23 protein-coding genes are annotated in these 22054 nt (G+C 61.8%); 11 read left to right on the top strand and 12 right to left on the bottom strand.

Annotated features, from left to right (window positions below):
* Nucleotides 1-436: 436 nt before the first annotated feature.
* A complete protein-coding gene (locus tag ICL81_RS00480) occupies nucleotides 437-2203 on the bottom strand; it encodes a proline--tRNA ligase (protein WP_188033051.1) in 1767 nt (588 codons plus the stop codon).
* A gap of 38 nt (nucleotides 2204-2241) precedes the next feature.
* Complete coding sequence (locus tag ICL81_RS00475) at nucleotides 2242-3747, bottom strand: sensor histidine kinase (protein WP_188033050.1); 1506 nt, start codon at nucleotides 3745-3747, stop codon at nucleotides 2242-2244.
* 207 nt (nucleotides 3748-3954) lie between these two features.
* Between ICL81_RS00475 and ICL81_RS00470 the strand changes: the two genes are divergently transcribed.
* Entirely contained in the window at nucleotides 3955-4434 is a 480-nt protein-coding gene (locus tag ICL81_RS00470) for an Rv3235 family protein (RefSeq protein WP_188033049.1), read from the top strand.
* Here ICL81_RS00470 and rlmB read toward each other — a convergent pair whose 3' ends face one another.
* The 3 genes from rlmB to phoU all read right to left on the bottom strand — a co-directional run bounded on the left by rlmB (nucleotide 4435) and on the right by phoU (nucleotide 7599).
* Nucleotides 4435-5427: a 23S rRNA (guanosine(2251)-2'-O)-methyltransferase RlmB gene (rlmB, locus tag ICL81_RS00465; protein WP_188033048.1), complete on the bottom strand. Its 993-nt coding sequence runs from the start codon at nucleotides 5425-5427 to the stop codon at nucleotides 4435-4437.
* Nucleotides 5424-6884: a cysteine--tRNA ligase gene (gene cysS, locus ICL81_RS00460; RefSeq protein WP_188033047.1), complete on the bottom strand. Its 1461-nt coding sequence runs from the start codon at nucleotides 6882-6884 to the stop codon at nucleotides 5424-5426. The genes rlmB and cysS overlap by 4 nt, the downstream gene beginning before the upstream one ends.
* A 73-nt stretch (nucleotides 6885-6957) precedes the next feature.
* The gene (gene phoU / locus ICL81_RS00455) at nucleotides 6958-7599 is read right to left on the bottom strand and encodes a phosphate signaling complex protein PhoU (protein ID WP_188033046.1); all 642 of its coding nucleotides are present in this window, start codon (nucleotides 7597-7599) and stop codon (nucleotides 6958-6960) included.
* Nucleotides 7600-7783: 184 nt separating this feature from the next.
* On the opposite strand from phoU, the gene ICL81_RS00450 reads away from it, so the two are divergent.
* Together ICL81_RS00450 and ICL81_RS00445 are read left to right on the top strand one after the other, a co-directional pair.
* Nucleotides 7784-8989: a cell wall metabolism sensor histidine kinase WalK gene (locus tag ICL81_RS00450; protein WP_188033045.1), complete on the top strand. Its 1206-nt coding sequence runs from the start codon at nucleotides 7784-7786 to the stop codon at nucleotides 8987-8989.
* Nucleotides 8986-9684: a response regulator transcription factor gene (locus ICL81_RS00445; RefSeq protein WP_188033044.1), complete on the top strand. Its 699-nt coding sequence runs from the start codon at nucleotides 8986-8988 to the stop codon at nucleotides 9682-9684. Before ICL81_RS00450 ends, ICL81_RS00445 begins: the two co-directional genes overlap by 4 nt.
* A 486-nt stretch (nucleotides 9685-10170) precedes the next feature.
* Here ICL81_RS00445 and ICL81_RS00440 read toward each other — a convergent pair whose 3' ends face one another.
* Entirely contained in the window at nucleotides 10171-10743 is a 573-nt protein-coding gene (locus ICL81_RS00440) for a DNA modification methylase (RefSeq protein ID WP_188033043.1), read from the bottom strand.
* Nucleotides 10744-10905: 162 nt separating this feature from the next.
* On the opposite strand from ICL81_RS00440, the gene ICL81_RS00435 reads away from it, so the two are divergent.
* From ICL81_RS00435 to ispF, 3 genes are all read left to right on the top strand, one after another.
* Entirely contained in the window at nucleotides 10906-11391 is a 486-nt protein-coding gene (locus ICL81_RS00435) for a CarD family transcriptional regulator (RefSeq protein WP_188022936.1), read from the top strand.
* Between the two features lie 122 nt (nucleotides 11392-11513).
* On the top strand, nucleotides 11514-12305 hold the full coding sequence (ispD, locus tag ICL81_RS00430; RefSeq protein ID WP_188033042.1) for a 2-C-methyl-D-erythritol 4-phosphate cytidylyltransferase: 792 nt from the start codon (nucleotides 11514-11516) through the stop codon (nucleotides 12303-12305).
* Entirely contained in the window at nucleotides 12302-12787 is a 486-nt protein-coding gene (gene ispF, locus ICL81_RS00425) for a 2-C-methyl-D-erythritol 2,4-cyclodiphosphate synthase (protein WP_188033041.1), read from the top strand. Before ispD ends, ispF begins: the two co-directional genes overlap by 4 nt.
* Before the next feature lie 105 nt (nucleotides 12788-12892).
* Here the strand turns inward: ispF and purM are convergent, their stop codons facing one another.
* Nucleotides 12893-14002, bottom strand: a complete 1110-nt coding sequence (purM, locus tag ICL81_RS00420; protein ID WP_188033040.1) for a phosphoribosylformylglycinamidine cyclo-ligase — start codon at nucleotides 14000-14002, stop codon at nucleotides 12893-12895.
* 123 nt (nucleotides 14003-14125) lie between these two features.
* On the opposite strand from purM, the gene purF reads away from it, so the two are divergent.
* A complete protein-coding gene (gene purF / locus ICL81_RS00415) occupies nucleotides 14126-15586 on the top strand; it encodes an amidophosphoribosyltransferase (RefSeq protein ID WP_188033039.1) in 1461 nt (486 codons plus the stop codon).
* A gap of 141 nt (nucleotides 15587-15727) precedes the next feature.
* Here the strand turns inward: purF and tatA are convergent, their stop codons facing one another.
* From tatA to ICL81_RS00400, 3 genes are all read right to left on the bottom strand, one after another.
* The gene (gene tatA / locus ICL81_RS00410) at nucleotides 15728-15943 is read right to left on the bottom strand and encodes a twin-arginine translocase TatA/TatE family subunit (RefSeq protein ID WP_188022941.1); all 216 of its coding nucleotides are present in this window, start codon (nucleotides 15941-15943) and stop codon (nucleotides 15728-15730) included.
* 86 nt (nucleotides 15944-16029) lie between these two features.
* Nucleotides 16030-16455: a hypothetical protein gene (locus tag ICL81_RS00405; protein WP_188033038.1), complete on the bottom strand. Its 426-nt coding sequence runs from the start codon at nucleotides 16453-16455 to the stop codon at nucleotides 16030-16032.
* 123 nt (nucleotides 16456-16578) lie between these two features.
* Complete coding sequence (locus ICL81_RS00400; protein WP_188033037.1) at nucleotides 16579-16938, bottom strand: sterol carrier family protein; 360 nt, start codon at nucleotides 16936-16938, stop codon at nucleotides 16579-16581.
* Between the two features lie 62 nt (nucleotides 16939-17000).
* Here ICL81_RS00400 and purD point away from each other — a divergent pair, with 62 nt between their 5' ends.
* Nucleotides 17001-18275: a phosphoribosylamine--glycine ligase gene (gene purD / locus ICL81_RS00395; RefSeq protein WP_188033036.1), complete on the top strand. Its 1275-nt coding sequence runs from the start codon at nucleotides 17001-17003 to the stop codon at nucleotides 18273-18275.
* Between the two features lie 240 nt (nucleotides 18276-18515).
* Here purD and ICL81_RS00390 read toward each other — a convergent pair whose 3' ends face one another.
* Nucleotides 18516-18998 (bottom strand): SRPBCC domain-containing protein, encoded by a 483-nt coding sequence (locus tag ICL81_RS00390; RefSeq protein ID WP_188033035.1) that lies wholly within the window; start codon nucleotides 18996-18998, stop codon nucleotides 18516-18518.
* A gap of 223 nt (nucleotides 18999-19221) precedes the next feature.
* Between ICL81_RS00390 and ICL81_RS00385 the strand changes: the two genes are divergently transcribed.
* The 3 genes from ICL81_RS00385 (at nucleotide 19222) to purQ (ending at nucleotide 21195) form a co-directional block, all read left to right on the top strand.
* Nucleotides 19222-20142 carry a phosphoribosylaminoimidazolesuccinocarboxamide synthase gene (locus ICL81_RS00385; protein ID WP_188033034.1) on the top strand — a complete coding sequence of 307 codons (921 nt, stop codon included), beginning with the start codon at nucleotides 19222-19224 and terminating at the stop codon, nucleotides 20140-20142.
* 91 nt (nucleotides 20143-20233) lie between these two features.
* Nucleotides 20234-20491: a phosphoribosylformylglycinamidine synthase subunit PurS gene (gene purS / locus ICL81_RS00380; RefSeq protein WP_188022947.1), complete on the top strand. Its 258-nt coding sequence runs from the start codon at nucleotides 20234-20236 to the stop codon at nucleotides 20489-20491.
* A 2-nt stretch (nucleotides 20492-20493) separates the two neighbouring features.
* Entirely contained in the window at nucleotides 20494-21195 is a 702-nt protein-coding gene (gene purQ, locus ICL81_RS00375) for a phosphoribosylformylglycinamidine synthase subunit PurQ (protein ID WP_188022948.1), read from the top strand.
* Nucleotides 21196-21429: 234 nt separating this feature from the next.
* Here purQ and ICL81_RS00370 read toward each other — a convergent pair whose 3' ends face one another.
* Nucleotides 21430-21933 (bottom strand): GNAT family N-acetyltransferase, encoded by a 504-nt coding sequence (locus tag ICL81_RS00370; RefSeq protein WP_188033033.1) that lies wholly within the window; start codon nucleotides 21931-21933, stop codon nucleotides 21430-21432.
* Nucleotides 21934-22054 lie beyond the last annotated feature (121 nt).

Raw genomic sequence — 22054 nt, 5'->3', positions numbered from 1 at the left:
GTCAGTGCGACGCTTCAGCAATGCTCACCGGCCATCCCCGCCAGGGAGTAGTGCTGATGTCGTCGACGTTAGTGGAAGCCACTGACATTTGAAGTCGCGAAGTCAAATTTGTGGATAACTCGTCTCCGGGGAACTCCGACCCACCTGTGAGCAGCGCAGAACGCCTCAGCGTTGAGCCAATCCTGCGCACCTCAGCGTGCCAATTACGCCGAAAACACCCCTTTCTCTCGAACAGACCCGCTTTTGTTGCATGCAACTATCCGTCTCGAGAGAAACGCCCCTTTTCGAGGGGTTGAGCGCTACGCGCTGCCAATCTCACTCACCCGAAGTACAGATCACCCCAAGAGCAACGCAACCGCACCCGCGACCGCCCGAACTAAGCAAAGAGCGCGCCCACCCCGAAGGGTGAGCGCGCTCCTAGTAAGAGCCGAAAGGCTTACGCACCGAACAGTGCGGGAACCTCCGAGATGGCAACCTTTTCCTTGGTGCCAGCGGCACGGTCCCAAACCTCAGCGAAGCCCTCAGCCGCGTCGCGACCGATGACGACGACGCGGGGAACACCGAGCAGCTCGGCATCGCCGAACTTCACGCCGGGCGAAACCTTGGGGCGGTCGTCGAAGATAACCTCAATGCGAGCTGCATCGAGCTTCTCTGCGAGCTCGGTCGCGATCTCCTGGATCGCGGGATCCTTGCCCGTTGCAACAACGTGCACGTCGAAGGGAGCGATCTCGCGGGGCCAGATGAGGCCGCGGTCGTCGTGGTTGAGCTCAGCGAGAATCGCCATGATGCGGGTCACGCCAATGCCGTACGAACCCATGGTGACGGTGACAAGCTTGCCGTTCTCATCGAGCACCTTAGCGCCGAGCGCCTCAGCGTACTTACGACCGAGCTGGAAGATGTGGCCGATCTCCATGCCACGTGCGGTCTCGATCGGGCCGCTTCCGTCGGGTGCGGGGTCGCCGGTGCGAACGGTTGCAACATCTGCAACGCCGTCTGCGGTGAAGTCGCGGCCTGCAACGAGGTACGCAACGTGCTTTTCAGCGATGTTTGCACCGGTCACCCATGAGGTGCCCGAAACAACGCGGGGGTCAAGCAGGTAACGAACGCCGGTCGAACCCTCTTCGCCGAGCACAGCAGCGCCGTCGAGCGACGGACCAATGTAGCCGGGAACGAGGCCGGGGTGCTTCTTCAGGTCGTCGGCTGTTGCGGGCTCAACCTCGCAGTTGGGGAATGCAACCTCAACGCGCTTCATGTCGACATCGCGGTCACCGGGCAGGCCGATAACGACGACCTCGCGGTTGCCCTCGAGATCGGTCACTGCGAGCACGACGTTCTTGAGCGTGTCAGCAGCGGTCCACTCGCGGCCGTCCACACGTGCCAGCACAGCGTTGGTGTGCGCGACGAGGGTGTCGATCGTCGGAGTGTTCGGCGAATCATAGACCACGGGCTCGGGCTGGCCGTCGAACGGAATCTCAGCGGGAACCGGAGTCTTGTATGCCTCGACGTTTGCGGCGTAGCCGCCAGCCGAACGCACAAAGGTGTCCTCACCGATCTCGATGGGGAGCAGGAACTCTTCGCTTCGCGATCCGCCCATTGCACCGGCGTCAGCCGCAACAATTGCGTAGTCGAGGTTCAGGCGGGTGAAGATGCGCTCGTATGCATCGCGCATGTTCTCGTAGCTTGCAGCGAGACCCTCGTCAGAGACATCGAACGAGTACGCATCTTTCATGCTGAACTCGCGGCCACGCAGCAGGCCTGCGCGGGGACGAGCCTCATCGCGGTACTTGTCCTGAATCTGGTACAGGGTGACCGGCAGCTCCTTGTACGACGAGATGATGTCCTTCACCATCGTGGTGAAGGCTTCCTCGTGCGTGGGAGCAAGCAGGTGGTCTGCGCCGTGGCGGTCCTGGAGACGGAAGAGCGCGTCGCCGTACTCTTCCCAGCGGCCGGTTGCCTCGTAAGGCTCGCGCGGCAGCAGTGCAGGGAAGTGCACTTCGTGCGCACCAGCTGCGTTCATCTCCTCACGGATGATGTTCTCGAGCTTGCGGCGAACACGCAGGCCCAGAGGCATCCAGCCGAATACACCCGGCGACTGGCGACGAATGTATCCTGCACGGACCATGAGCTTGTGGCTTGCGACCTCTGCGTCTGCAGGGTCCTCGCGGAGGGTCTTCAGAAAGAATGAGCTGAGCCGGGTAATCACCCGTCTATCGTACCTCTCAGAACGACCCCCACACCACGCTACAGCGTGGGAATCGGCCGCGTCTCTGCTGCGAGCCAGTGCAGCGGCACCTCAATTGCGACGCGGGTGCCGCCAGCAACATCAGCGCCCCACACGATCGAGCCGCCGAGCTCACCCTCGATGAGGGTACGCACGATCTGCGTTCCGAGGCCGTCACCAACGGTGCCACCGGGAAGGCCGGTGCCGGAGTCGATGACCTCGACTGCCAGGCGTTCCTCGGTGCGATCCGCCTTGATGAACACCTCGCCCTCACGGCCAGCAAGGCCGTGCTCGACCGCGTTAGTCACGATCTCGGTGAGCGCGAGCGCGAGCGGGGTCGCGTACTCAGAGGGCAGCTCGCCGAACTTGCCGACACGCTTGAGCTGCACGGTCGTGTTGTGTAGCGACGCGACCTCGGCCGCGAGGCCAAGCACGCGATCGAAGACGACGTCGAAGTCGACGATCTGTGACAGACCGGTCGAAAGCGTATCGTGTACCACCGCAATCGCAGCAACGCGGCGCATTGCCTGGCCAAGCACCTGCTTGGCTTCCTCGCTGCGGGCGCGGCGTGCCTGCACGCGCAGCAGCGAGGCCACGGTCTGCAGGTTGTTCTTCACGCGGTGGTGAATCTCGCGGATCGTCGCGTCTTTCGTGATGAGCTCCTGCGCCTGCTGACGCACCTCAGTCACGTCGCGCGACAGCACCACGCCACCGACACGGGTGTTGCCGTGGTAGATCGGGATCGAACGCAGCGTCACCGAACGGCCGCGTGCGTGGATCTCATGACGGCGCGCCACCTTGCCCTGCGCGATGAGCGGCAGTGACTCGTTGGTGTCGAACTGGCCCTTGACGATCTCGGCAATGACCTCAGAGAAGTTTTCACCCTCAATCTCGTCGCGGTAGCCGAGCATGGAGAAGGTGGTCTGCGTGTTCGGGCTCACGAAGGTCGCAGTGCCCTCGAGATTGATTCGCACGAGACCGTCAGCGGCGCGCGGCGCACCCTGTGCGCTGCCCCACTCAGAGTTCATGGACGGGAAGAGACCCGTCTGTGCCATTCCGAAGAGGTCTTCAGCGATCTCCTTCGAAGCGGCTGCGATGCGCGAGGCGACCTGTGTCTCCTCAGCGCTCGTGTGCACCGTGAGGACAGCGAACGGACCGTGCACGCCACCCTGCTCGTCGCGACGGCTCACCGAGTAGGCCGTCAGGCGCATCGGGTGCTCCTCGTACCAAGCAGGCGAGGTCGAAGCGGCGGGCTTCTCGGTTTCCATGGTCTTATCGACCACCTCGCGCCAGTCGTGGCGCAGGAACTCACCGATGATGTCGCGGTAGAAGAGCGTGATCGACCCAGCGGGACGGCTGTGCGCGATCGCGAGGTAGCTATTCTCCTCCGTCGGCACCCACAGCACCACGTCACTGAGCGAGAGGTCAGCGAGCAGCGGGAGGTCAAGACCAAGGCGCTCTAGCCAATCGATCTCTTCCGTCGAAAGAGTCGAGTACTTCGTGGTGAGTGAGCGCAACGTTGGCATGCCATAAGCCTAACCAAGTGTGCAAGCCCTCGCGGCTAGATAGCGAAAGAAGACGGCACCTAGGAGAAATTTCACAAGGCAAAGGTTCCGTTGACGACCCCTAATCGCCTGCCTTTATCGTTGGTGCTCCATTCACGCCGCGAACGCTCACACCAGAAAAAACCGGGGATCTGGCACGGCGATCGCACACTTCCAAAGGAGCCTCTTATGCCCGCTGCGCAATCACTGCTTGCCCCTTCACCGCCGCACACACGCGTCGAGACGCAGACGGTGCGGGCGGGGCGATCCGCGCCCGCTCGCGCGTGGCGACCAGATCCGGTCGCACCGATCGCGATCGTCGGGAGCGCACCAGAATTACCGAGCGCCGCACTCATTGCGCGGATCGCCATCATGGTGTTTGAGGTCATCACCGGCGTGCGTCTCGTCGCCCAACTGGGAAAACTTGTCACTTACGACGTTGCGCAGAACCTCTCACAATTGCGAGCGGTTCGAGCAGAAACGAGGTTTGCGAGTTCGGGTGCCAAGCGTGTGGTGCCGACGGTACAGGGCGTGCACCTCACGTCACCGGTCCAGGGAACGCTAGAGGCCGCGGTGATTCTCAACACCGCGGCCTCTGCCATAGCTGTTGCGATCCGCGCTGAACACGACAAAGGTCGGTGGCGCGTGACCGCAGTCACTGTTTTGTAGTTACTCTGCCGAACGCTCCGCGCGCAGCTTCGAGATCTCGTAGAGCGCAACGCTGGCGGCGATACCTGCGTTGAGCGACTCGGTTGCCGACGAGATGGGGATCGATACAACTGCATCGCAGGTCTCGGTGACGAGACGCGACAGGCCCTTGCCCTCGCTGCCAACGACAACGAGCAGCGGGCGGTCAGCCAGCTCGAGGTTCGGAATCATAACGTCGCCGCCACCGTCAAGGCCGATCACGAAGACGCCCTGCTTCTTGAATTCCTTGATGGTCTGGGTCAGGTTTGCTGCACGTGCAACGGGAATACGAGCGGCAGCGCCTGCCGAGGTCTTCCATGCTGCCGAGTTCAGGCTTGCCGAACGACGCGAGGGCACGATGACGCCCTGGCCACCGAACGCAGCAACCGAACGAATGATCGCACCGAGGTTACGCGGGTCGGTCACGCCGTCAAGCGCAACGAGCAGCGGAGTCTCGTTCTTCGCGATGACGCTCTGCAGCACGTCGAGCGGGTGTTCGTACTCCATCGGCGGCACCTTGAGCACGATGCCCTGGTGCACGGTGTCGCGCTCGACCATGCGGTCCATCTCAGGACGCATGATCTCAAGCACGGGAACGTTGCGGTTCGTCGCAAGGCGAAGGATCTCGCGGGTGCGATCGTCCATCTCGATGCGCGCAGCAATGTACAGCGTCGTCGCGGGGATCTTCGTACGCAGCGCCTCGAGCACAGCGTTACGGCCGGTCACGAGCTCGCTCTCGTCGCCAGACTTGCGCTTCACGGGAGCGGTGTTGCGGCCGCCGGCACGACGTGCCTTGGCAGCCTCGTAACGCTCACGCGCCATCTTTTCCTTGTGTGCGGGGTGGTACTCGCGGTCCACTGCCTTGGGCGTGGGGCCACGGCCCTCAAGCGCCTGGCGACCCTGGCCGCCAGAGCCTACGCCCTTGCCCAGTCCCTTCTTACGGACTGCTCCAGTACGGCTACTTTTATTACTCATGTCAGGCTCCAGCGGGTTCCGGTCGGGCTGTCTTCAAGGGCGATTCCGGCAGACGCGAGTCGGTCGCGAATCGCATCGCTTGTGGCGAAGTCCTTGTTGGCACGGGCATCGCGACGCTCCTCAATGAGCGCCGTGATCAATTCATCAAGAGCGGCCGAAGCGGCATCGCTCGATTCACCTGCGGCACCGTCACCCCACTCGTTCGCGCGCGGATCAAGTCCGAGCACGTCAAGCATCGCAGCCACCTCAGTGGCGCGAGCAGCCGTCGTGACGGCATCGCCAGCGTCAATCGCGGAATTACCCGCGCGCACGGCGTCGTGGATCGCAGCAAGCGCCTGCGGCAGTGCGAAGTCATCAAACATCGCCTTGGCAAACGCCTCAGGCAGTTCAGCGACCGTTGCGCCGCCGCCGAATACGGGCACTCCAGTGCCCGATTCAGCGAGCTTTTCACTCGCGCGATCAATAAACGATTCGATGCGGCCAAACGCCGCTGCTGCCTCGGTGAGAGAGTCAGTCGAGTATTCGAGTACCGATCGGTAGTGCGCGGATCCCAGGAAGTAGCGCAACACAATCGGTCGCGCGGAGCTCAGCAAGTCGGCCGCAAACAGCGAGTTGCCAAGCGACTTCGACATCTTCTGGCCGCCAGTGTTCACGAGGCCGTTGTGAATCCAGTGATTCGCAAAGCCGTGACCGGCAGCAGAAGACTGTGCCAGCTCGTTCTCGTGATGCGGGAAGCGAAGGTCGAGGCCGCCGCCGTGAATATCAAAGTGCTCGCCCAGGTAGCGCGTAGCCATCGCCGAGCACTCAATGTGCCAGCCTGGACGACCACGGCCCCACGGCGAATCCCACGAAGCGCTCTCGGGTTCTGCCGCTTTGTGCGACTTCCAGAGCGCAAAGTCTTGCGGAGCTCGCTTGCCCATGGGCTCAGAGTCTGCCGCGTCTTCCATCTGGTCGACCTTCTGACGCGTGAGTGCGCCATACTCAGACCAGCTCGCGGTGTCGAAGTACACGTTCGCCGTGCCATCGTTCGCCTGGTACGCGTGACCGCGCTCGATGAGCAGCGCGATCAGGTCGATCATCTCGCTAATGTTCGCGGTCGCACGCGGCTCGTAGGTCGGTGCGAGTACGCCAAGGGCGTCATATGCTGCCGTGAACTCACGCTCAACGCGGTAGGCAAGCGCCCACCAAGTTTCGGTAGATCCGTCGGCCTGCGCGATCCGCGCATTGTCGAGAATCTTGTCATCGATGTCAGTGACATTGCGGATCAAACGCACATCGTGGCCAGTCGCAGCGAGCCATCGACGAATCTGGTCGTACACGAGCGCACTACGGAGGTGCCCGATGTGCGGCGCCGACTGCACGGTCGGACCACAGACGTACATGCCAACTTTGCCCGCTTCAAGGGGGATAAAGTCGACGACGTCTTGCGCGCGCGAGTCGTAGATGCGTTGTTTCACGTCACTAGCTTACCCGCACGGCGCAAGCGCCGGCGTTCAGTTGTTCCCCAGGTCAGGCCAGATCAAGCGGAGATTAGGCCAGCTCGCCAACGAGGAAGTAACGCATCTGCTTCGCGACGCTCACCGCGTAGTCGCCAAATCGCTCGTGGTAGCGGCTTGCGAGGGTTGCATCGACAACACCCATCGGGTTGTTTGCGAGCTTGTCGCTCAGGACCTTTTCGAAGACCTTTGCGTGCAGTTCGTCGAGATCGTCATCGAGATCGCGGATCGCCTCAATCACCTCGGGGTCCTGCGTCGAGAGGAGCTTCACAACAAGCTGCGCCATCTCAACGTCAAGTTCACCCATGCGCGCGAACGTCTTGCTCAGACCCTTGGGAATGGCACTCTCCGGGTAGCGGTAACGCGAGAGCTGCGCAATGTGCTCGGCGAGGTCACCCATGCGCTGCAATGAAGCTCCCATGCGCAAAGCGCCCACAACGAGGCGAAGGTCTGATGCGACGGGCTGCTGACGCGCGAGAATGTCGATCGCGAGCTCATCAAGCGCGAGCACCAGCTCGCCAATCTGCTCTGCCTCATCAAGGACGTTTTCTGCGAGCGCTACGTCGGACTTCCCGAACGCCGCGGTCGCCTGCGTGATCGACTGCTCAACGAGTTCGGCGATGCCGACGAGGCGCTCCTGAACTTCCTGAAGCGACTGCTGAAATACCTCGCGCATCGGTACCCCTTCTTGGTAGGTGCTGGTGCGTTTTCGCACGCGATCCGGTTCGGGCACGTACGCCCGTTTCCTCAATCTACTGTGAATGGCTCCGGTAAACCCCACCTATCCGCAAAGTGAACAACGACTGAACAGCAAAGATTTCTCCCAGTGATCACACGGCGCTCGCCCTACGATAAGAACTATGACACCAACCGCGCTTGTACTTCTCTCGGTAGCGCTTGGCGTTATCGCCGGAGCAGCACTCGTCGCCGCGATTACGATCGCTCGCGCGACCGGACGCAAACGAGCTGAAGCCATGCGCCCCGAGTTGCCAGTGATTGCGACGTCTATTCTCGATGCAATCGACACTTTCGCGGTCATTCTCGATGCGTCACTGACACCCGTCTACGCAAACTCGATTGCGCGAGTTGAACGGTTCGTGAACGCGAACCAGCTGCAGAGTCAGTACTTCCTCACCCAGGCGCGGAGCGTACTCACAACAGGCGCTCCCTACACGAAAGAGCCAGATCCGAACGATCCGCACGACACCGTGCGCATTTCGGTGGTGCGGGTAGAAACCAGGTTCTTGGTAGTCCTCGCGGAGGATCTTGGCGAACAGCAGCGAGTCAACGCGATGCGTCGCGACTTCATTGCGAACGTCTCGCACGAGCTGAAAACCCCGATCGCGGCTATCAGCCTGCTTTCGGAGGCCGTTCACGAGGCCGCAGACGAGCCAGAAATTGTCAAGAACTTCTCCCAGAGCCTCATCAAGGAGTCACGCCGACTCGGTGAGCTCTCGCGCGACATCATCCAGCTCTCTGAAGCGCAGTCGACCCTCCGTCCGGAAGATCGCGAAGAGGTCCATCTCGTCGCCCTCGTCGAACAACAGGTTGACGCGATACGCGAGTACGCGGTGCAGAACAACGTTGAGATTACGATGACGGATGTCACGCGCGGATCCGCCAAGGCAGCCGAAGACCCAGTCATCCTTGGCCGTCCAACTGCGCTCGCCTCTGCGATCTCAAATCTGCTGTCTAACGCCGTCCGCTACTCCCCCGAAGGAGGTCACGTCGGTGTGGGAATGTACGTCGATCGCGACGGCTTCCAGGTCTCAGTCACCGACCAGGGCCAGGGCATCTCAAGCGAGCATCAGACCCGCATCTTCGAGCGCTTCTACCGAGTCGACGGTTCGCGCACCCGCCGCGGCGAAGACGGCGGCACCGGCCTCGGTCTCAGCATCGCACGCCACAGCATGCGCGCCCACGGCGGCGACGTCTCGGTCTGGTCGCAGCCGGGCGTTGGCTCAACGTTTACTCTCACTTTCCCGGTCCACAAGGGCCGAGCGAAAGAAAAGCAGGCCAAGCGCCTCAAACTTGCCAAACGAATTGTGAAGGGAGAATCAGCGTGAACGCACACATTCTCTTGGTTGAAGACGAACCATCGATCTCGACTCCGCTCGCATTCCTTCTCGAGCGCGAGGGATACCGCGTCACCGTCGTCGACGATGGCGCAGAGGCGGTGCGCGCATTCACGGCCGAGCCCGCAGATCTCGTGCTCCTCGATCTCATGCTCCCCTCGCTCCCGGGAACCGAGGTGTGCCGGGAGATTCGCCAGACTTCGCAAGTCCCAATCATCATGCTCACCGCGAAGGACAGCGAAATCGACATCGTTGTCGGCCTTGAACTCGGCGCAGACGACTACGTTACAAAGCCCTACTCGAGCCGTGAGTTGCTCGCCCGTGTGCGGGCGGCAGTGAGGCGCGGATCCGCCCCCACTCCCGTTGCAGAACCCGAGCCCGCGGGCGACGCGATCCTTGAGGAACACGGTATCAGGCTCGACATCGACCGGCACGCGGTATCGGTGCGCGGAGCAGAGGTCACCATGCCCCTGCGCGAGTTCGAACTCCTAGAAATGCTCATGCGGCACGCTGGACGCGTGCTCACGCGCGGTCAGCTCATCGACCGCGTGTGGGGCAGTAACTATTTCGGCGATACGAAGACGCTCGACGTACACATCAAGCGTGTGCGCGCGAAGGTGGAGGAAGAGCCGGGCTCACCCAAGCTCATCTCGACCGTGCGCGGCGTCGGCTACCGCTTCGGGTGATTGGGTGTTCTCGGGGCTAGGCCCGAGGGTGCGGCGGTCTTGACGCAGCCCCTGCGACCAGCCCCGGTTTTGTCTCAACCCCACGAAACTGGGCCTTTCTCGCACAGCTGGCACTTTCATACGCCAGAAACGCATGTTTTTGTGAGAAACCCCCTGTTTCGAGGGGTTAACCCTACGTGACACGCTCAAGCCGCTTCTCGGGGTCTCCATAACGCTTCACGCCAGCGCCAGCGCACCTCACGTTCGAGGAAGCCGCTCTGAACCAACTATGGGCCGAGTCGCCTGGGCTTGAATTTACACAGAGCGCGCGGCGCGCGCACCCATTCTTCACGGCGCCCGCATGCGATCGGCTAGGTCAGGCCAGACAACGGGCGTCCGAGCCCAGCAACGGGCGTGCGCCCAGGCACGCAAAAGCGCCCCGCTCTTTCGAGCGAGGCGCTTTTGGAGATACAGACCGTGTCTGCAACGGGGCTAACCCCGACAGGATTACTCCGCTGCGGGAGTCTCTGCCTTTGCGTCTGCCTTGTCAGCAGCACCCTTGTCAGCAGCGTCTGCGTCTTCCTCGTCTACGGCAATGCCGGTTGCGGGGAGAACGTACGCCTGGTACTCCTTGAGCGTGCCATCGAGAACGGGCACGTTGTGCTCGACCTCAGCACCGCCGTTAACCGAGAAGTACGCCTTCACGGTCGAACCAGCGATAGCGTCGATCGATACCAGCTGAACGCTTTCAGGGGCCTCGGGGTTGCCGAAGAGCTGCTGGCCCTCTTCAAGCTCGAAGGTAGCGGTCGATGAAGCCGAGCCATCGACAACGAACTTCACCGTGAGCGTTGCGGGAGCACCCGTGTTGTTCACCGAGCCGAAGACGATGTTCTGGTTCTCACCGGTCTCGTCAGCAACGAGGATCATGTTGCGAACGTCAACGCCGTCAGCCGACACCGTGATGCCGTCGCTGGGAGCGTAGGGATCAACGGTAGCCACCGGTGCCATGAGGCTGCAGCCGGTTGCACCGAGTGCGAGGCCAGCTGCGAGTGCGATCGATGCGGCAATCCGAATCTTCAAAGGGTTCCTCCGAGCCGTAGGTTCCACGCCCGCTTGTAGTTCCGGGGCGACAGTTTGATTTTATCTTACCGACATGCGCATATCAGGCGCAGCTTAGGTTTACCTAAGTCTATAGCCATGGCTGTGGTATTCTAGTCGTTGGACTGAAGAAGGAGTGACTCAATGCAATTTGAGGTTGGAGAGACGGTTGTCTACCCCCACCACGGCGCAGCCAAGATCATTGAGGCAAGGACGCGCAAGATCGGCGGCGAAGAAAAGCTCTTCCTGAAGCTGCAGGTCGACCAGGGCGACCTGACGATCGAGGTTCCCGCAGAGAACTGCGACCTCGTTGGCGTTCGTGACGTTATCGACAAGGACGGCCTTGAGCAGGTATTCGAGGTGCTTCGCACCCCGTTCACTGAAGAGCCAACCAACTGGTCGCGTCGTTTCAAGGCGAACACCGAGAAGCTTGCTTCGGGTGACGTCATCAAGGTTTCCGAGGTTGTTCGCGACCTCTGGCGCCGCGATCAGGAAGTAAAGTCGCTGTCTGCTGGCGAGAAGCGAATGCTCGCTAAGGCACGTCAGATTCTCGTTTCGGAGCTCGCGCTCGCTGAGAAGACTGATGAAGATAAGGCTTCGGAGCTTCTCGACGAGGTTCTTGCTTCCTAAGTTTAGGTTTGGGGCGCACCCGATAACAGGTGCAAGCCACACGCCAAACACTTTTGGCGCACGCGTCTAACACGCACACATTTCATGGCCTCCAGGTCGCCGTCACCGGTAACCTGGGGGCCATGAGCGTTCTCAACAATGAACAGGCGGCGAGCGGTGCTACGCCGCACGAATTGCCCACACTTGGGGCCGTACTCGTCGGCGCCGGGCGCGGCGAGCGTCTTGGCATGGACGTGCCGAAGGCATTCGTTGAGCTGCATGGCCGGCCACTCATCGAGTTCGGCATGAGCGTCATTACGTCGCTTCCCCACGCTGGCCACCTCGTGGTGGTCGTTCCTGAGGCCTACGCGGCGCAGACCCTCGAGATGGCCCAGAAGATTCTCCCTGCCAACTCGAACTGGCAGATTTCGGTCCAGCCCGGTGGCCGTGAGCGTCACGAGTCCGTCCGGTTTGGCCTTGCTGCCCTCCCAGAGACCATTGAGACGGTTCTTGTGCACGATGCTGCACGCCCGTTCGCGAGTGTCACACTCTTCGATCGCGTGATTGCCGAAGTGCAACGCACTGGCGAGGCTGTTGTTCCTGCGCTCCCTGTTGTCGACACCCTCAAGCGCGTTGACGCCGATGGCGTGGTGCACGAAACCGTCGATCGCAGCACGCTGGTCGCGGTTCAAACACCCCAGGGTTTCCCTTTTGAGACGCTCTCTGCTGCGCATGAGACCGCGCAATTGCAGGGGGCGGATCCGCGCAACGCATCCCTCCCCACCGACGATGCGGAGGTCGTCCAGCGTAATGGTGGCGCCGTGCGCACCGTGCTTGGCGAACAGCGCGCACACAAGCTCACGACCAAGGCAGACCTGGCGGTGCTCGAACACTTCCTTGCCGCAAACATCGACGCAGTAGAGGTGAGCGAATGACCGCGCAGAGCTTCCCCGACATCCGTGTCGGCAATGGCTTCGACGTGCACGCGTACGATTCTGAGTCGCCGCTGCGCCTTGCCGGTATCGATTGGCCGGGCGAGACCGGGCTTTCTGGTCACAGCGATGGCGATGCCGTCTGCCATGCGGTCGTTGATGCGCTGCTGTCCGCGGCCGGCCTCGGCGACATCGGCGGGCTCGTAGGCGTCGACCTTCCTGGCACCGAAAACGCAGCGAGCACCGGCTTCGTGCGGCTCGCACTCGAAAAGCTTGCAGCCGAGGGCTGGAAGCCCGTGAACGTCACCGTGCAGGTAGTCGGCAACCGGCCAAAGTTCTCCCCCCGTCGGGAGGAAGCCCAGCGAGTCATGTCAGAACTCGTAGGCGCCCCTGTGAGCCTCTCAGCGACAACCACCGACCGCTTGGGCTTCACCGGCCGCGGCGAGGGCCTCGCGGCCATTGCGACGGCACTCATCATGCGCTGACGCGATCCGCGCACTGATCCGCGCCCCACGTTCGCGATAGGCACCGTGCCAAACACACGAAAGCGGCCCCAGGGAAGATCCCGGGGGCCGCTTTCGTGTCAGAAGTTAGTTTGCGAAGTTACCAACGAGACGCACCGCGCCACCGTTGACGCCCTTTGCGCCCTGCTCGAAGCCAGTGAAGTCACGCTCCGAGGTCGAGATCTTGCCGGCAACCCAGGTGTCGAGGCCCTGCGCGGTGAGTGCAGCAGCAACCTGAGTTGCGCGTGCCTCTTCCACGACAGCGAACATGCCGACGCCGAGGTTCCATGCACCCTCAAGCGACTCGAGGGTGTGACCACCGAGATCAGCGAGGTGACGGAAGACGGGAAGCGGTGACCAGGTCGAACGCTCGAGCTCAACCCACGAGCCAACGGGCAGCACGCGTGCGAGGTTCGCAGCGATGCCACCACCGGTGACGTGGCTGAGCGAGTGAATCGCGCCGTCGAGCGAGGGATCTTCGAGAACCTTCAGCAGCGGGCCGGTGTACAGCGCGGTCGGAGTGAGGAGCGCCTCACCGTAGGTCGCACCAAGCTCGTTCGAGTGATCGTTGTAGCCGATGCCCTTTTCCGAAAGGATATGGCGAACGAGCGAGTAGCCGTTCGAGTGGATGCCCGAAGCACCCATTGCGAGGACGACGTCACCATCACGGACGAGGCCTGCGTGCAACATGCGATCCGCTTCGACAACACCGGTCGCTGCGCCTGCAACGTCGTAGTCGTCCGGTCCGAGGAGGCCGGGGTGCTCAGCGGTTTCGCCGCCGACGAGTGCGGTACCGGTTGCGGCACATGCCTCTGCGATGCCGCGAACGATATCTGCGATGCGCTCGGGAACAACCTTGCCGCACGCAATGTAGTCAGTCATGAAGAGGGGCTTCGCGCCCACCACGACGATGTCATCGACAACCATTGCGACCAGGTCCTGGCCGATGGTGTCATGCTTGTCGATCGCCTGAGCAATCGCAACCTTGGTGCCAACGCCGTCAGTCGACGACGCGAGCAGGGGCTTCTTGTAGCCCAGCAGGGCAGAGGCGTCGAACATGCCGGCGAATCCGCCAACACCACCAACTACCTCGGGGCCGTGCGTCTGAGAGACTGCGGCCTTCATAAGTTCGACGGCAAGGTCGCCCGCCGCGGTATCTACTCCGGACTGCGCATAGATCGATGACTGTTCGCTCACACCACAAGCGTACCCTGCTCAGCTGGTGGTGTGAGAAACTAGATAAGTTAGGCCGCGCTCCCGCCGCACGCGAGGAGCATCGGCGCTCACCACAATTGAAATCACAGGGAGCAACACACCACTATGTGCGGCATTGTCGGAATCGTCTCTTCGGAGCCAGCCAACCAGCAGATCTATGATGCGCTCCTGCTTCTGCAGCACCGCGGTCAAGACTCGACTGGCATCACGACGCTTGAAGATACTTTCTTCCACTCGGTTAAGGCCAAGGGTCAGGTACGCGAGGGCTTCCGCACCCGCGACATGCGCCACCTCATTGGCAACATGGGCGTTGGTCACGTGCGCTACGCGACCAAGGGTGACGCAAACCGCGAAGAAGAGGCACAGCCCTTCTACGTGAATGCTCCTTACGGCATCACGCTTGTGCACAACGGTAACCTCACGAACACTCGCGAGCTCACCGAAGAGCTGTACAACGTTGACCGTCGTCACCTCAATACACACTCGGACACCGAGCTGCTGCTCAACGTTCTCGCGAACGAGTTGCAGTCGAGCATCCGCGGCACAGAGCTCTCACCAGAGCAGCTCTTCGAGGCCGTGCAGAACGTGTACAAGCGTGTCGAGGGCTCGTACGCAACCATCGCGCTCATCGCAGGTTACGGCCTCGTCGCATTCCGCGATCCGAAGGGCATCCGCCCCCTCGTACTCGGCCGCCGCACCGACGAGAACGGCCAGGACGACTGGGTTGTCGCTTCTGAGTCACTCGTGCTCGAATCTGGTGGATTCGAAATCGTCCGCGATGTCGCTCCGGGCGAGGCGATCATGATTACGCCCGAGGGCAAGCTGTTCTCGCGTCAGTGCGTCGAGAACGCCGAGCTCATTCCCTGCGCGTTCGAGTACATCTACCTCGCGCGTCCCGACTCGGTCCTCAGCGGCATCTCGGTCTACGATGCACGTCTTCGCCTCGGCAACGTGCTCGCAGAGCAGATCCGCGCAGAACTTCCGAACCTCGACATCGATGTCGTCATGCCGATCCCTGACTCCGCTCGTCCGAGCGCAATGCAGGTCGCGCAGAAGCTCGGCATTGAATATCGTGAAGGATTCTTCAAGAACCGCTACGTCGGCCGCACCTTCATCATGCCCGGCCAGGCAGTGCGTAAGCGCAGCGTGCGCCAGAAGCTCAACGCCATGGGCATTGAGTTCAAGGGCAAGAACGTCCTGCTCGTTGACGATTCGATCGTTCGCGGCACGACCTCTCGCGAGATTGTCGACATGGCTCGCGCGGCGGGCGCGAAGTCGGTGACGTTCGCGTCGGCTGCTCCCCCCGTACTGTTCCCCCACGTCTACGGCATCAACATGCCGTCGCGTAAGGAGCTCATCGCGCACGGTCGCACCACAGCCGAGATCGCGGCTGAGATTGGCGCGGATCACCTCGTGTTCCAGACCGTCGAAGGCATGAACCGTGCAATCCTCGACGGCCAGACCGAGGTCAAGCGACTCGAAGAGAGCTGCTTCACCGGCGAATACATCGCCGGCAACATCGACGAGGCGTACCTCGCTTGGGTTGAGGCAACTCAGGAGAGCTAATCGCTATGCAGAAAGGCCCGGTCAGGAATTCCTGACCGGGCCTTTCTGCTGTTTCGGCGTGCTTACCTCACCACTCGGCTCTGAGTGCGAGATGCACAAAAGGCGCATGCGCCGTTGACACATGCGCCGAGCGCAGAGAAACTACTTAGCTTCGTCCTTCTTATCGCTGTCAGCCGACTCGCTCTTCGCCGCGTCGTCCTTCGGGGAGTCTTCGGTGTTGCTCGCTACTTCCTTCTTCAGGATGCGCATCGACTGGCCGAGGCTCTTTGCGAGGCCGGGAAGCTTCGGTGCACCAAACAACAGCACGATAATAAAGAGAATGACGATCAGGTGAGCGCCAGACAGGTTACCGATCATTACGGTGTTCTCCGATCATTACAAGTTCGTTCATTATGGCACGCAAGGCCATGCGCCGGATAGTATGACCGGCTCCCCGTGCGTGATTATTGCACGTCAGACTGGATAGCAACTGCGGTGCCCTTACGACGCTTCGCAGCAAGATTCAACAGGATACTCACGAGACCACCGACGCACAGGCCCGCTGCCGCGCCAACCATAGCCATGAGACCCATGATCTGAACCAGTGTGTAGTGCTGCTCAGGATTCACCGGGAAGAACACGCAGGCGAGTGCCGCGAGCAGCCCACCAATCACGGTGAACACGACCAAAATGCGGCCGTAGCGAACCGAGCGAACGAGCTCAACGTTCTGCTGTGTCTCAGTCACGATGGGTTCGTGCGTTTCCTCGACCTGCGCAGCCTCAGGCTGTGCGGGCGCTGCCTGCGCGGCCGCTGCCTGCGCAGCCTCAGGCTGTGCCGCCTCGGGCAGTGCCTGCTCAGGAGCGGTCGGTTCAGTACTCGACGTCGTCATGGCGCTATTCTCTCAGGTTCCGCTGAACGTACAGTTCAGGCCTGCCGAAGTGTGGATGAGCGGGTCAGCGATCCGCGCCCCAGTTGCTGTGAGCAACGCTCGAATTTACCGGGGCAGCGTTGCTCACAAGCGAATGATGGGGAGAAGTTGGCGAATGTCAGCGCGAGACCCGGAGGCACGAACGCTGCCAGCAGCGACCGCCGCATCCCAAGTCAGCGAGCCGAGAGCAAGGCCAAGCCAGATGTCGACGTCCATTTCGATGACGTTTGGTGGCGTTCCGCGGGTGTGCTGCGGGCCTTCGATACATTGGACAGCACCAAACGGTGGCACGCGCACCTCAACGGTGTGGCCAGGGGCAAGCTCCCCGAGCTCTTCCAGCAAGAAGCGCACTGCGGTCGCCCGCACCGTCCTCGCGGATTCTCCCGCCCGCACTTCACGGCACGCAGAAAGTCCGTCAGCCACTGAGATTCGCCGTTTTGCCATACCCCCAGCCTACAAACTCACAGGCTGCCGAAAATGGTGTGCCGCCCGGGTATCCTGTTGAGGTGAAGATTCTCGTACTGGGCCCGGGTGCCCGTGAACACGCCATCGTCCTTGCTCTGCTCGCTGAACAGGCCGAGCACGAGATCGTTTGCGCGCCCGGCAATGCTGGCATCGCGGCAAGCGGTGTCGAGGTTGCAGAGCTTGCGTACACCGATCCCACCGCAGTGTCGGCGTTCGTCGCTGAGCGCGGCTTCGACCTTGTAGTTGTCGGCCCCGAGGCGCCGCTGGTTGCTGGTGTGGCGGATCCGCTGCGCGCCGCAGGCGTTCCCGTCTTCGGCCCCGACGCAGCTGCTGCGCAGCTTGAGGGTTCGAAGGCGTTCGCGAAGCGCATCATGGACGAGGCAAACGTGCCCACCGGCCGTGCTGCACGCGTCGCATCGGCTGAGGAAGCCGGCGCGGTGCTCGACGAGTTCGGCGCTCCCTACGTGGTGAAGGCCGACGGTCTTGCAGCAGGCAAGGGCGTGCTCGTCACCGAAGACCGCGACGCAGCCATCGAGCACGTCGCAACCTGGGCACCCCACGGTGAGGTGCTTGTTGAGGAGTTCCTCGACGGCCAGGAAGTCTCACTCTTCTTCTTCGCGGACGGCGAGAACGTTGTTCCTCTCACTCCCGCACAGGACTACAAGCGCATCTTTGATGGTGACGAAGGCCCCAACACCGGCGGCATGGGCGCATACTCGCCCCTCCCCTGGCTGCCGGGTGGCGACGCTGCCTTCATCCAGGAGATCACCGAGACCGTCGCGCTGCCGACCGTTCGCCAGCTCGCTGCTGAGGGTACCCCGTTCAAGGGCCTCCTCTACTGCGGCCTGATCGTGACCGCCAAGGGCATCCGTGTCATCGAGTTCAACGCGCGCTTTGGTGACCCCGAGACCCAGGTCGTGCTCGCACGCCTCACCTCGCCGCTCAGCCGTTACCTGCTTGCTTCGGCTCAGGGCACGCTTGCTGAGGTTCCCGCTCCCGAGTTCGCGGACGAGCCCGCAGTCATTGTCGTCGTCGCGAGCGAAGGCTACCCCGGAACTGTCGTTTCGGGTCGCCCCATCGCAGGCATCACCGAGGCCGGCCAGGTCGAGGGCGCAGGCGAAGGCGTACACCTTGTGCATGCTGCGACGGCGCGCACCGAAGACGGCGGCTGGATCGCTACCGGCGGCCGCGTGCTGGGTGTCGTTGCACGTGGTGAGTCGTTCGCAGCTGCTCGCGAGCGCGCGTACGACGCGGTCGGCAAGCTCTCGCTCGAGGGTTCGCAGCACCGTACCGACATCGCTGCACGCGTCGCGTAAATAGGGCGCCACTGGCGGTTCCCGCTGCGGGCGAGTCCTGGCTCTGGCCGGGCTTTTCCCTCGTCTTGCGTCTTGAAATCGACCGTCGTCAGCACGAATTCTTGAGTTTTCGTGCTGACGACGGTCGATTTTCAGTTTTAGGGCCGCGCTGCAACGCTTCAGTATTGGATCGCGCCTTCGGTAAGACGAAATCGGCGTGAACCGTCCTACCGAAGGCGCGATTCGCTACCTAGGCGAAATTCAGGCGGCTGGTTCGGCCGCTGGCTCGGATGCGGGCGATGCGGGCTTAGGCACACGCGCGGCCAGCGCCTCAATGAGGTAGCGGAGCAACGCGCTCCAGCCTTCCAGAGAAGCCGAGGCTCGGGCCGCGCCGTTCGGGAGCTTGTCGAAGCCAGTCTCGGTCACGGTCACACTCGTGCCGCCGTCGAACGCACGCAGCGTGATAAGTACCGCGGTTTCGGTCTCGTCGCCGCGCTCACGCCACCGGAAGCCGATCGCGTGGCCCATCGAGCACACGTCAACGGTGCCGTATGCATCACGACCGACAGCAGCATCACCATCGCCCTCGCTCCACTGCTCGGTGAGCTCTGCCCCGAGTTCAGCGGTGAGGTTGAGGTCAGGCCACCAGGTCTCACGCTTTTCAGCATCTGCGATGAAGTCCCACACTAGCTCGCGTGAGGCAACAGTACGGGTTCGAGCTACGACTGGACCCAAAGGAATCATGCTGCACACTCCGTACTATTTTGGCTGTAGAAATGTCAATAATGTGACTCAACGCCTGGCGATTACGTGATGCTTTGATGGTAGCTGGGACCACTGACATCGCAGTTGCGCCTTGCCGTGTCGCGGGGAGGCAGGACGGACCCGCGCCCCGTACAGCGGACAGATATCCACAGCCCGCAGATCTCGTGTCGCAACGACCCCGCGCAAATGGGACAATAGACCGGTGACTACGCAGACGCTCCCCGCACCACTTCCCCTCGAGGGCTGGACCCACATCTATTCGGGCAAGGTCCGTGACCTCTACGTACCCGTTGGAGAGACCGCAGAGGCTTCACCCTACTTACTCGTCGTGGCATCGAACCGCGTGAGCGCGTTTGATTTCGTTCTCGAGCCCCCGGTTCCGGGCAAGGGTGCGTTGCTCACAGCACTGTCGAACTGGTGGTTCTCGGAGATCGACATGCCAAACCACCTCGCTTCTGGCGAGGACGTTCCGGCGATTCCTGCTGAGGTTGCAGACCGTGCGGTCGTGAGTCGTCGACTTGAGATGTACCCGATCGAGTGCGTCGTGCGCGGTGCGCTGACCGGCTCGGGCTACAAGGAGTACCTTGAGACCGGTGCTGTCTGCGGCATCGACCTTCCCGCTGGCCTCACCGATGGCGATCTGCTCGCCGAGCCGATCTACACGCCTGCATACAAGGCGCCTTTCGGTGAGCATGACGAGAACATCACGTTCGAGCGCTCGGTTGAGATTGTTGGCGAAGATGTTGCGGTTGCGCTGCGCAAGGCATCGCTTGAGATTTTCACCGCCGCGCGCGAGCTCGCTGCAGAACGCGGAGTCGTGCTGGCAGATACCAAGTTCGAGTTTGGACGCGATCCGCGCACCGGCGAATTGGTACTGGCAGACGAAGTACTGACGAGCGATTCCTCGCGATACTGGGACGCTGCTGTGTACGCAGATGAGGCGCTCACGGGCGCGGATCGCCTGTCGTCATTCGACAAGCAGATCGTACGCAACTGGCTCGCAGCCAGCTGGGACAAGCAGGGCACCCCTCCTGAGCTCCCAGAAAGCATCGTTTCGCAGACGCACGATCGGTACCGCGAACTGTACGTTCGCGTGACCGGAAACGATCCGCAGAACGCTTAGGTTTACGCTCTGGCCGAGGCGTGGGAATTGCTCCCGAAATATCCGGCTAAACTATTCGAAGACTGTTTCGCTTGCGAGTTGGAGGCTCTCCTTGCCCACGATTGTTGTTGATGTCATGCCTAAGGCCGAACTGCTCGACCCCCAGGGCAAGGCAACCACCGGTGCGTTGAACCGCCTCGGCCACGGCAAGTTCCAGAACGTTCGCATTGGCAAGCGTTTTGAATTCACCGTTGACGGCCCCGTCACCGACGAGGTTCTTGCAGAGGTTCGTCAGGTAGCTGACGAGATTCTCTCGAACTCGGTTATCGAAGATGTCATCGCGATCAGCGTTGACGGCGAGGCACGTTAATAATGACCGCTCGTATTGGCGTCGTTACTTTCCCCGGCTCGCTTGATGATCGCGACGCTCAGCGCGCGGTACGCGTTGCCGGTGCAGAGGTTGTGCCCCTGTGGCACGCAGATCACGATCTGAAGAACGTTGATGCCATCGTTCTTCCCGGTGGTTTCAGCTACGGCGACTACCTGCGCGCGGGTGCGATCGCAGCTGTTTCGCCGATCATGACCGACATCATTGATGCTGCGAACAAGGGCATGCCCGTTCTCGGTATCTGCAACGGTTTCCAGGTGCTCGTTGAGTCGCACCTGCTGCCCGGCGGCCTGATCCGTAACGCACACCAGCAGTTCATTCGCCGCGACCAGCGCATTGTCGTTGAGAACGCGTCGACCGCGTGGACCAACGAGTACACGCAGGGCGAGACCATCACGATCCCGCTCAAGAACGCTGACGGTGGCTACATTGCCAACGAAGAGACCCGCAAGCAGCTCGAGGGCGATGGTCTCATCGCTTTCCGCTACGCAGAGATCAACCCCAACGGTTCGATCGATGACATTGCAGGTATCACTAACGCTCGCGGCAACGTGGTCGGCCTCATGCCGCACCCCGAGCACGCGATCGAGGCTGGCTTCGGTCCTGACATGCCCGACGCAATGCGTTCGGGCGAAGACGGCATCCGTTTCTTCACGAGCGTTCTGCGCTCGCTCGCTCAGATCTAAGATCTTGCGTTAGCCGGGCTTGCTCGGTTACTTACCTCGGCCTGCTAGTCCTCTTCGGGGGGCTGGCGGGCCGAGGTTTTTTGTTGCCTGACAGCCCGAGGCAGCCCTTCGAGAAGGGGTGTTTCTGCCGAGATGGACCGTTTCTCCGTGTAGAAAGTGGGTGTTTCGGGAGAATCGGGCATTTTCGCCGGATTGGGCACGTCCCAGGTCGGGCGGCCACGAAGCGAGCGACTGTTACACGTTGAGCCCGTAGGAGATCACGAAGCGCCGCTCGCCCTGCTCGAAGATCTCAAAGTCACGCTCCGGGATGCGATGGTATCCGAGGCGCTCATAGAGCCGCTGTGCGCCCGGCATATGCGATCCCGTGTGGAGGACGACACGACGCAGTCCCCGCTCGCGGGCAATTTCAGCACAGTACGCAAGCATGTGCCTCGCAACACCCTTGCCACGTGCCGCATGGGCCACACCGAGCAGCCGAATGTCGAGTTCATCCTCGTCTGTGTCGTCCTGCAGCCGTTCACCAGCGAATGGAAGGGTGATGGTTCCGAGCAACTCACCTGAATCACGATCGACCGCAACCATCACCGCGGCTGTCTCATCACGCTCTGCGGTGCGCTGCATCTGCGAGAGATAGCTCTCGGGCAGATCGTAGTCCTGCTCATTTGCCTCACGCAGGAATCGGCCTACGGGCTCATATTCTTCCGCAGTAATACGGCGGATCAGGGGCGCGTCATTCACATGAAGATTCTACGGGGTACAGATCAGCGCCCCGTGTGGAGCATCGCAAAGAAGCTACGCACGGGGCGCTGACCTGACGGATCGCTTGAACCATACGCGCCGGATGACCTGCCGGCGCGGA

It is taken from the genome of Leucobacter sp. cx-328 (assembly GCF_014530035.1).
Taxonomy (GTDB): Bacteria; Actinomycetota; Actinomycetes; order Actinomycetales; family Microbacteriaceae; genus Leucobacter.
The sequence above is the reverse complement of the archived record's forward strand: the minus strand, read 5'-3'. Positions and strand labels throughout refer to the sequence as shown.

Coding starts and splice junctions, on each gene's coding strand:
- ICL81_RS00475 (WP_188033050.1), bottom strand. CDS start 3,747: ATGCCAACGTTGCGCTCACTCACCACGAAGTACTCGACTCTTTCGACG.
- ICL81_RS00470 (WP_188033049.1), top strand. CDS start 3,955: ATGCCCGCTGCGCAATCACTGCTTGCCCCTTCACCGCCGCACACACGC.
- rlmB (WP_188033048.1), bottom strand. CDS start 5,427: ATGAGTAATAAAAGTAGCCGTACTGGAGCAGTCCGTAAGAAGGGACTG.
- phoU (WP_188033046.1), bottom strand. CDS start 7,599: ATGCGCGAGGTATTTCAGCAGTCGCTTCAGGAAGTTCAGGAGCGCCTC.
- ICL81_RS00450 (WP_188033045.1), top strand. CDS start 7,784: ATGACACCAACCGCGCTTGTACTTCTCTCGGTAGCGCTTGGCGTTATC.
- ICL81_RS00435 (WP_188022936.1), top strand. CDS start 10,906: ATGCAATTTGAGGTTGGAGAGACGGTTGTCTACCCCCACCACGGCGCA.
- ispD (WP_188033042.1), top strand. CDS start 11,514: ATGAGCGTTCTCAACAATGAACAGGCGGCGAGCGGTGCTACGCCGCAC.
- ispF (WP_188033041.1), top strand. CDS start 12,302: ATGACCGCGCAGAGCTTCCCCGACATCCGTGTCGGCAATGGCTTCGAC.
- purF (WP_188033039.1), top strand. CDS start 14,126: ATGTGCGGCATTGTCGGAATCGTCTCTTCGGAGCCAGCCAACCAGCAG.
- tatA (WP_188022941.1), bottom strand. CDS start 15,943: ATGATCGGTAACCTGTCTGGCGCTCACCTGATCGTCATTCTCTTTATT.
- ICL81_RS00405 (WP_188033038.1), bottom strand. CDS start 16,455: ATGACGACGTCGAGTACTGAACCGACCGCTCCTGAGCAGGCACTGCCC.
- ICL81_RS00400 (WP_188033037.1), bottom strand. CDS start 16,938: ATGGCAAAACGGCGAATCTCAGTGGCTGACGGACTTTCTGCGTGCCGT.
- ICL81_RS00390 (WP_188033035.1), bottom strand. CDS start 18,998: ATGATTCCTTTGGGTCCAGTCGTAGCTCGAACCCGTACTGTTGCCTCA.
- purQ (WP_188022948.1), top strand. CDS start 20,494: ATGACCGCTCGTATTGGCGTCGTTACTTTCCCCGGCTCGCTTGATGAT.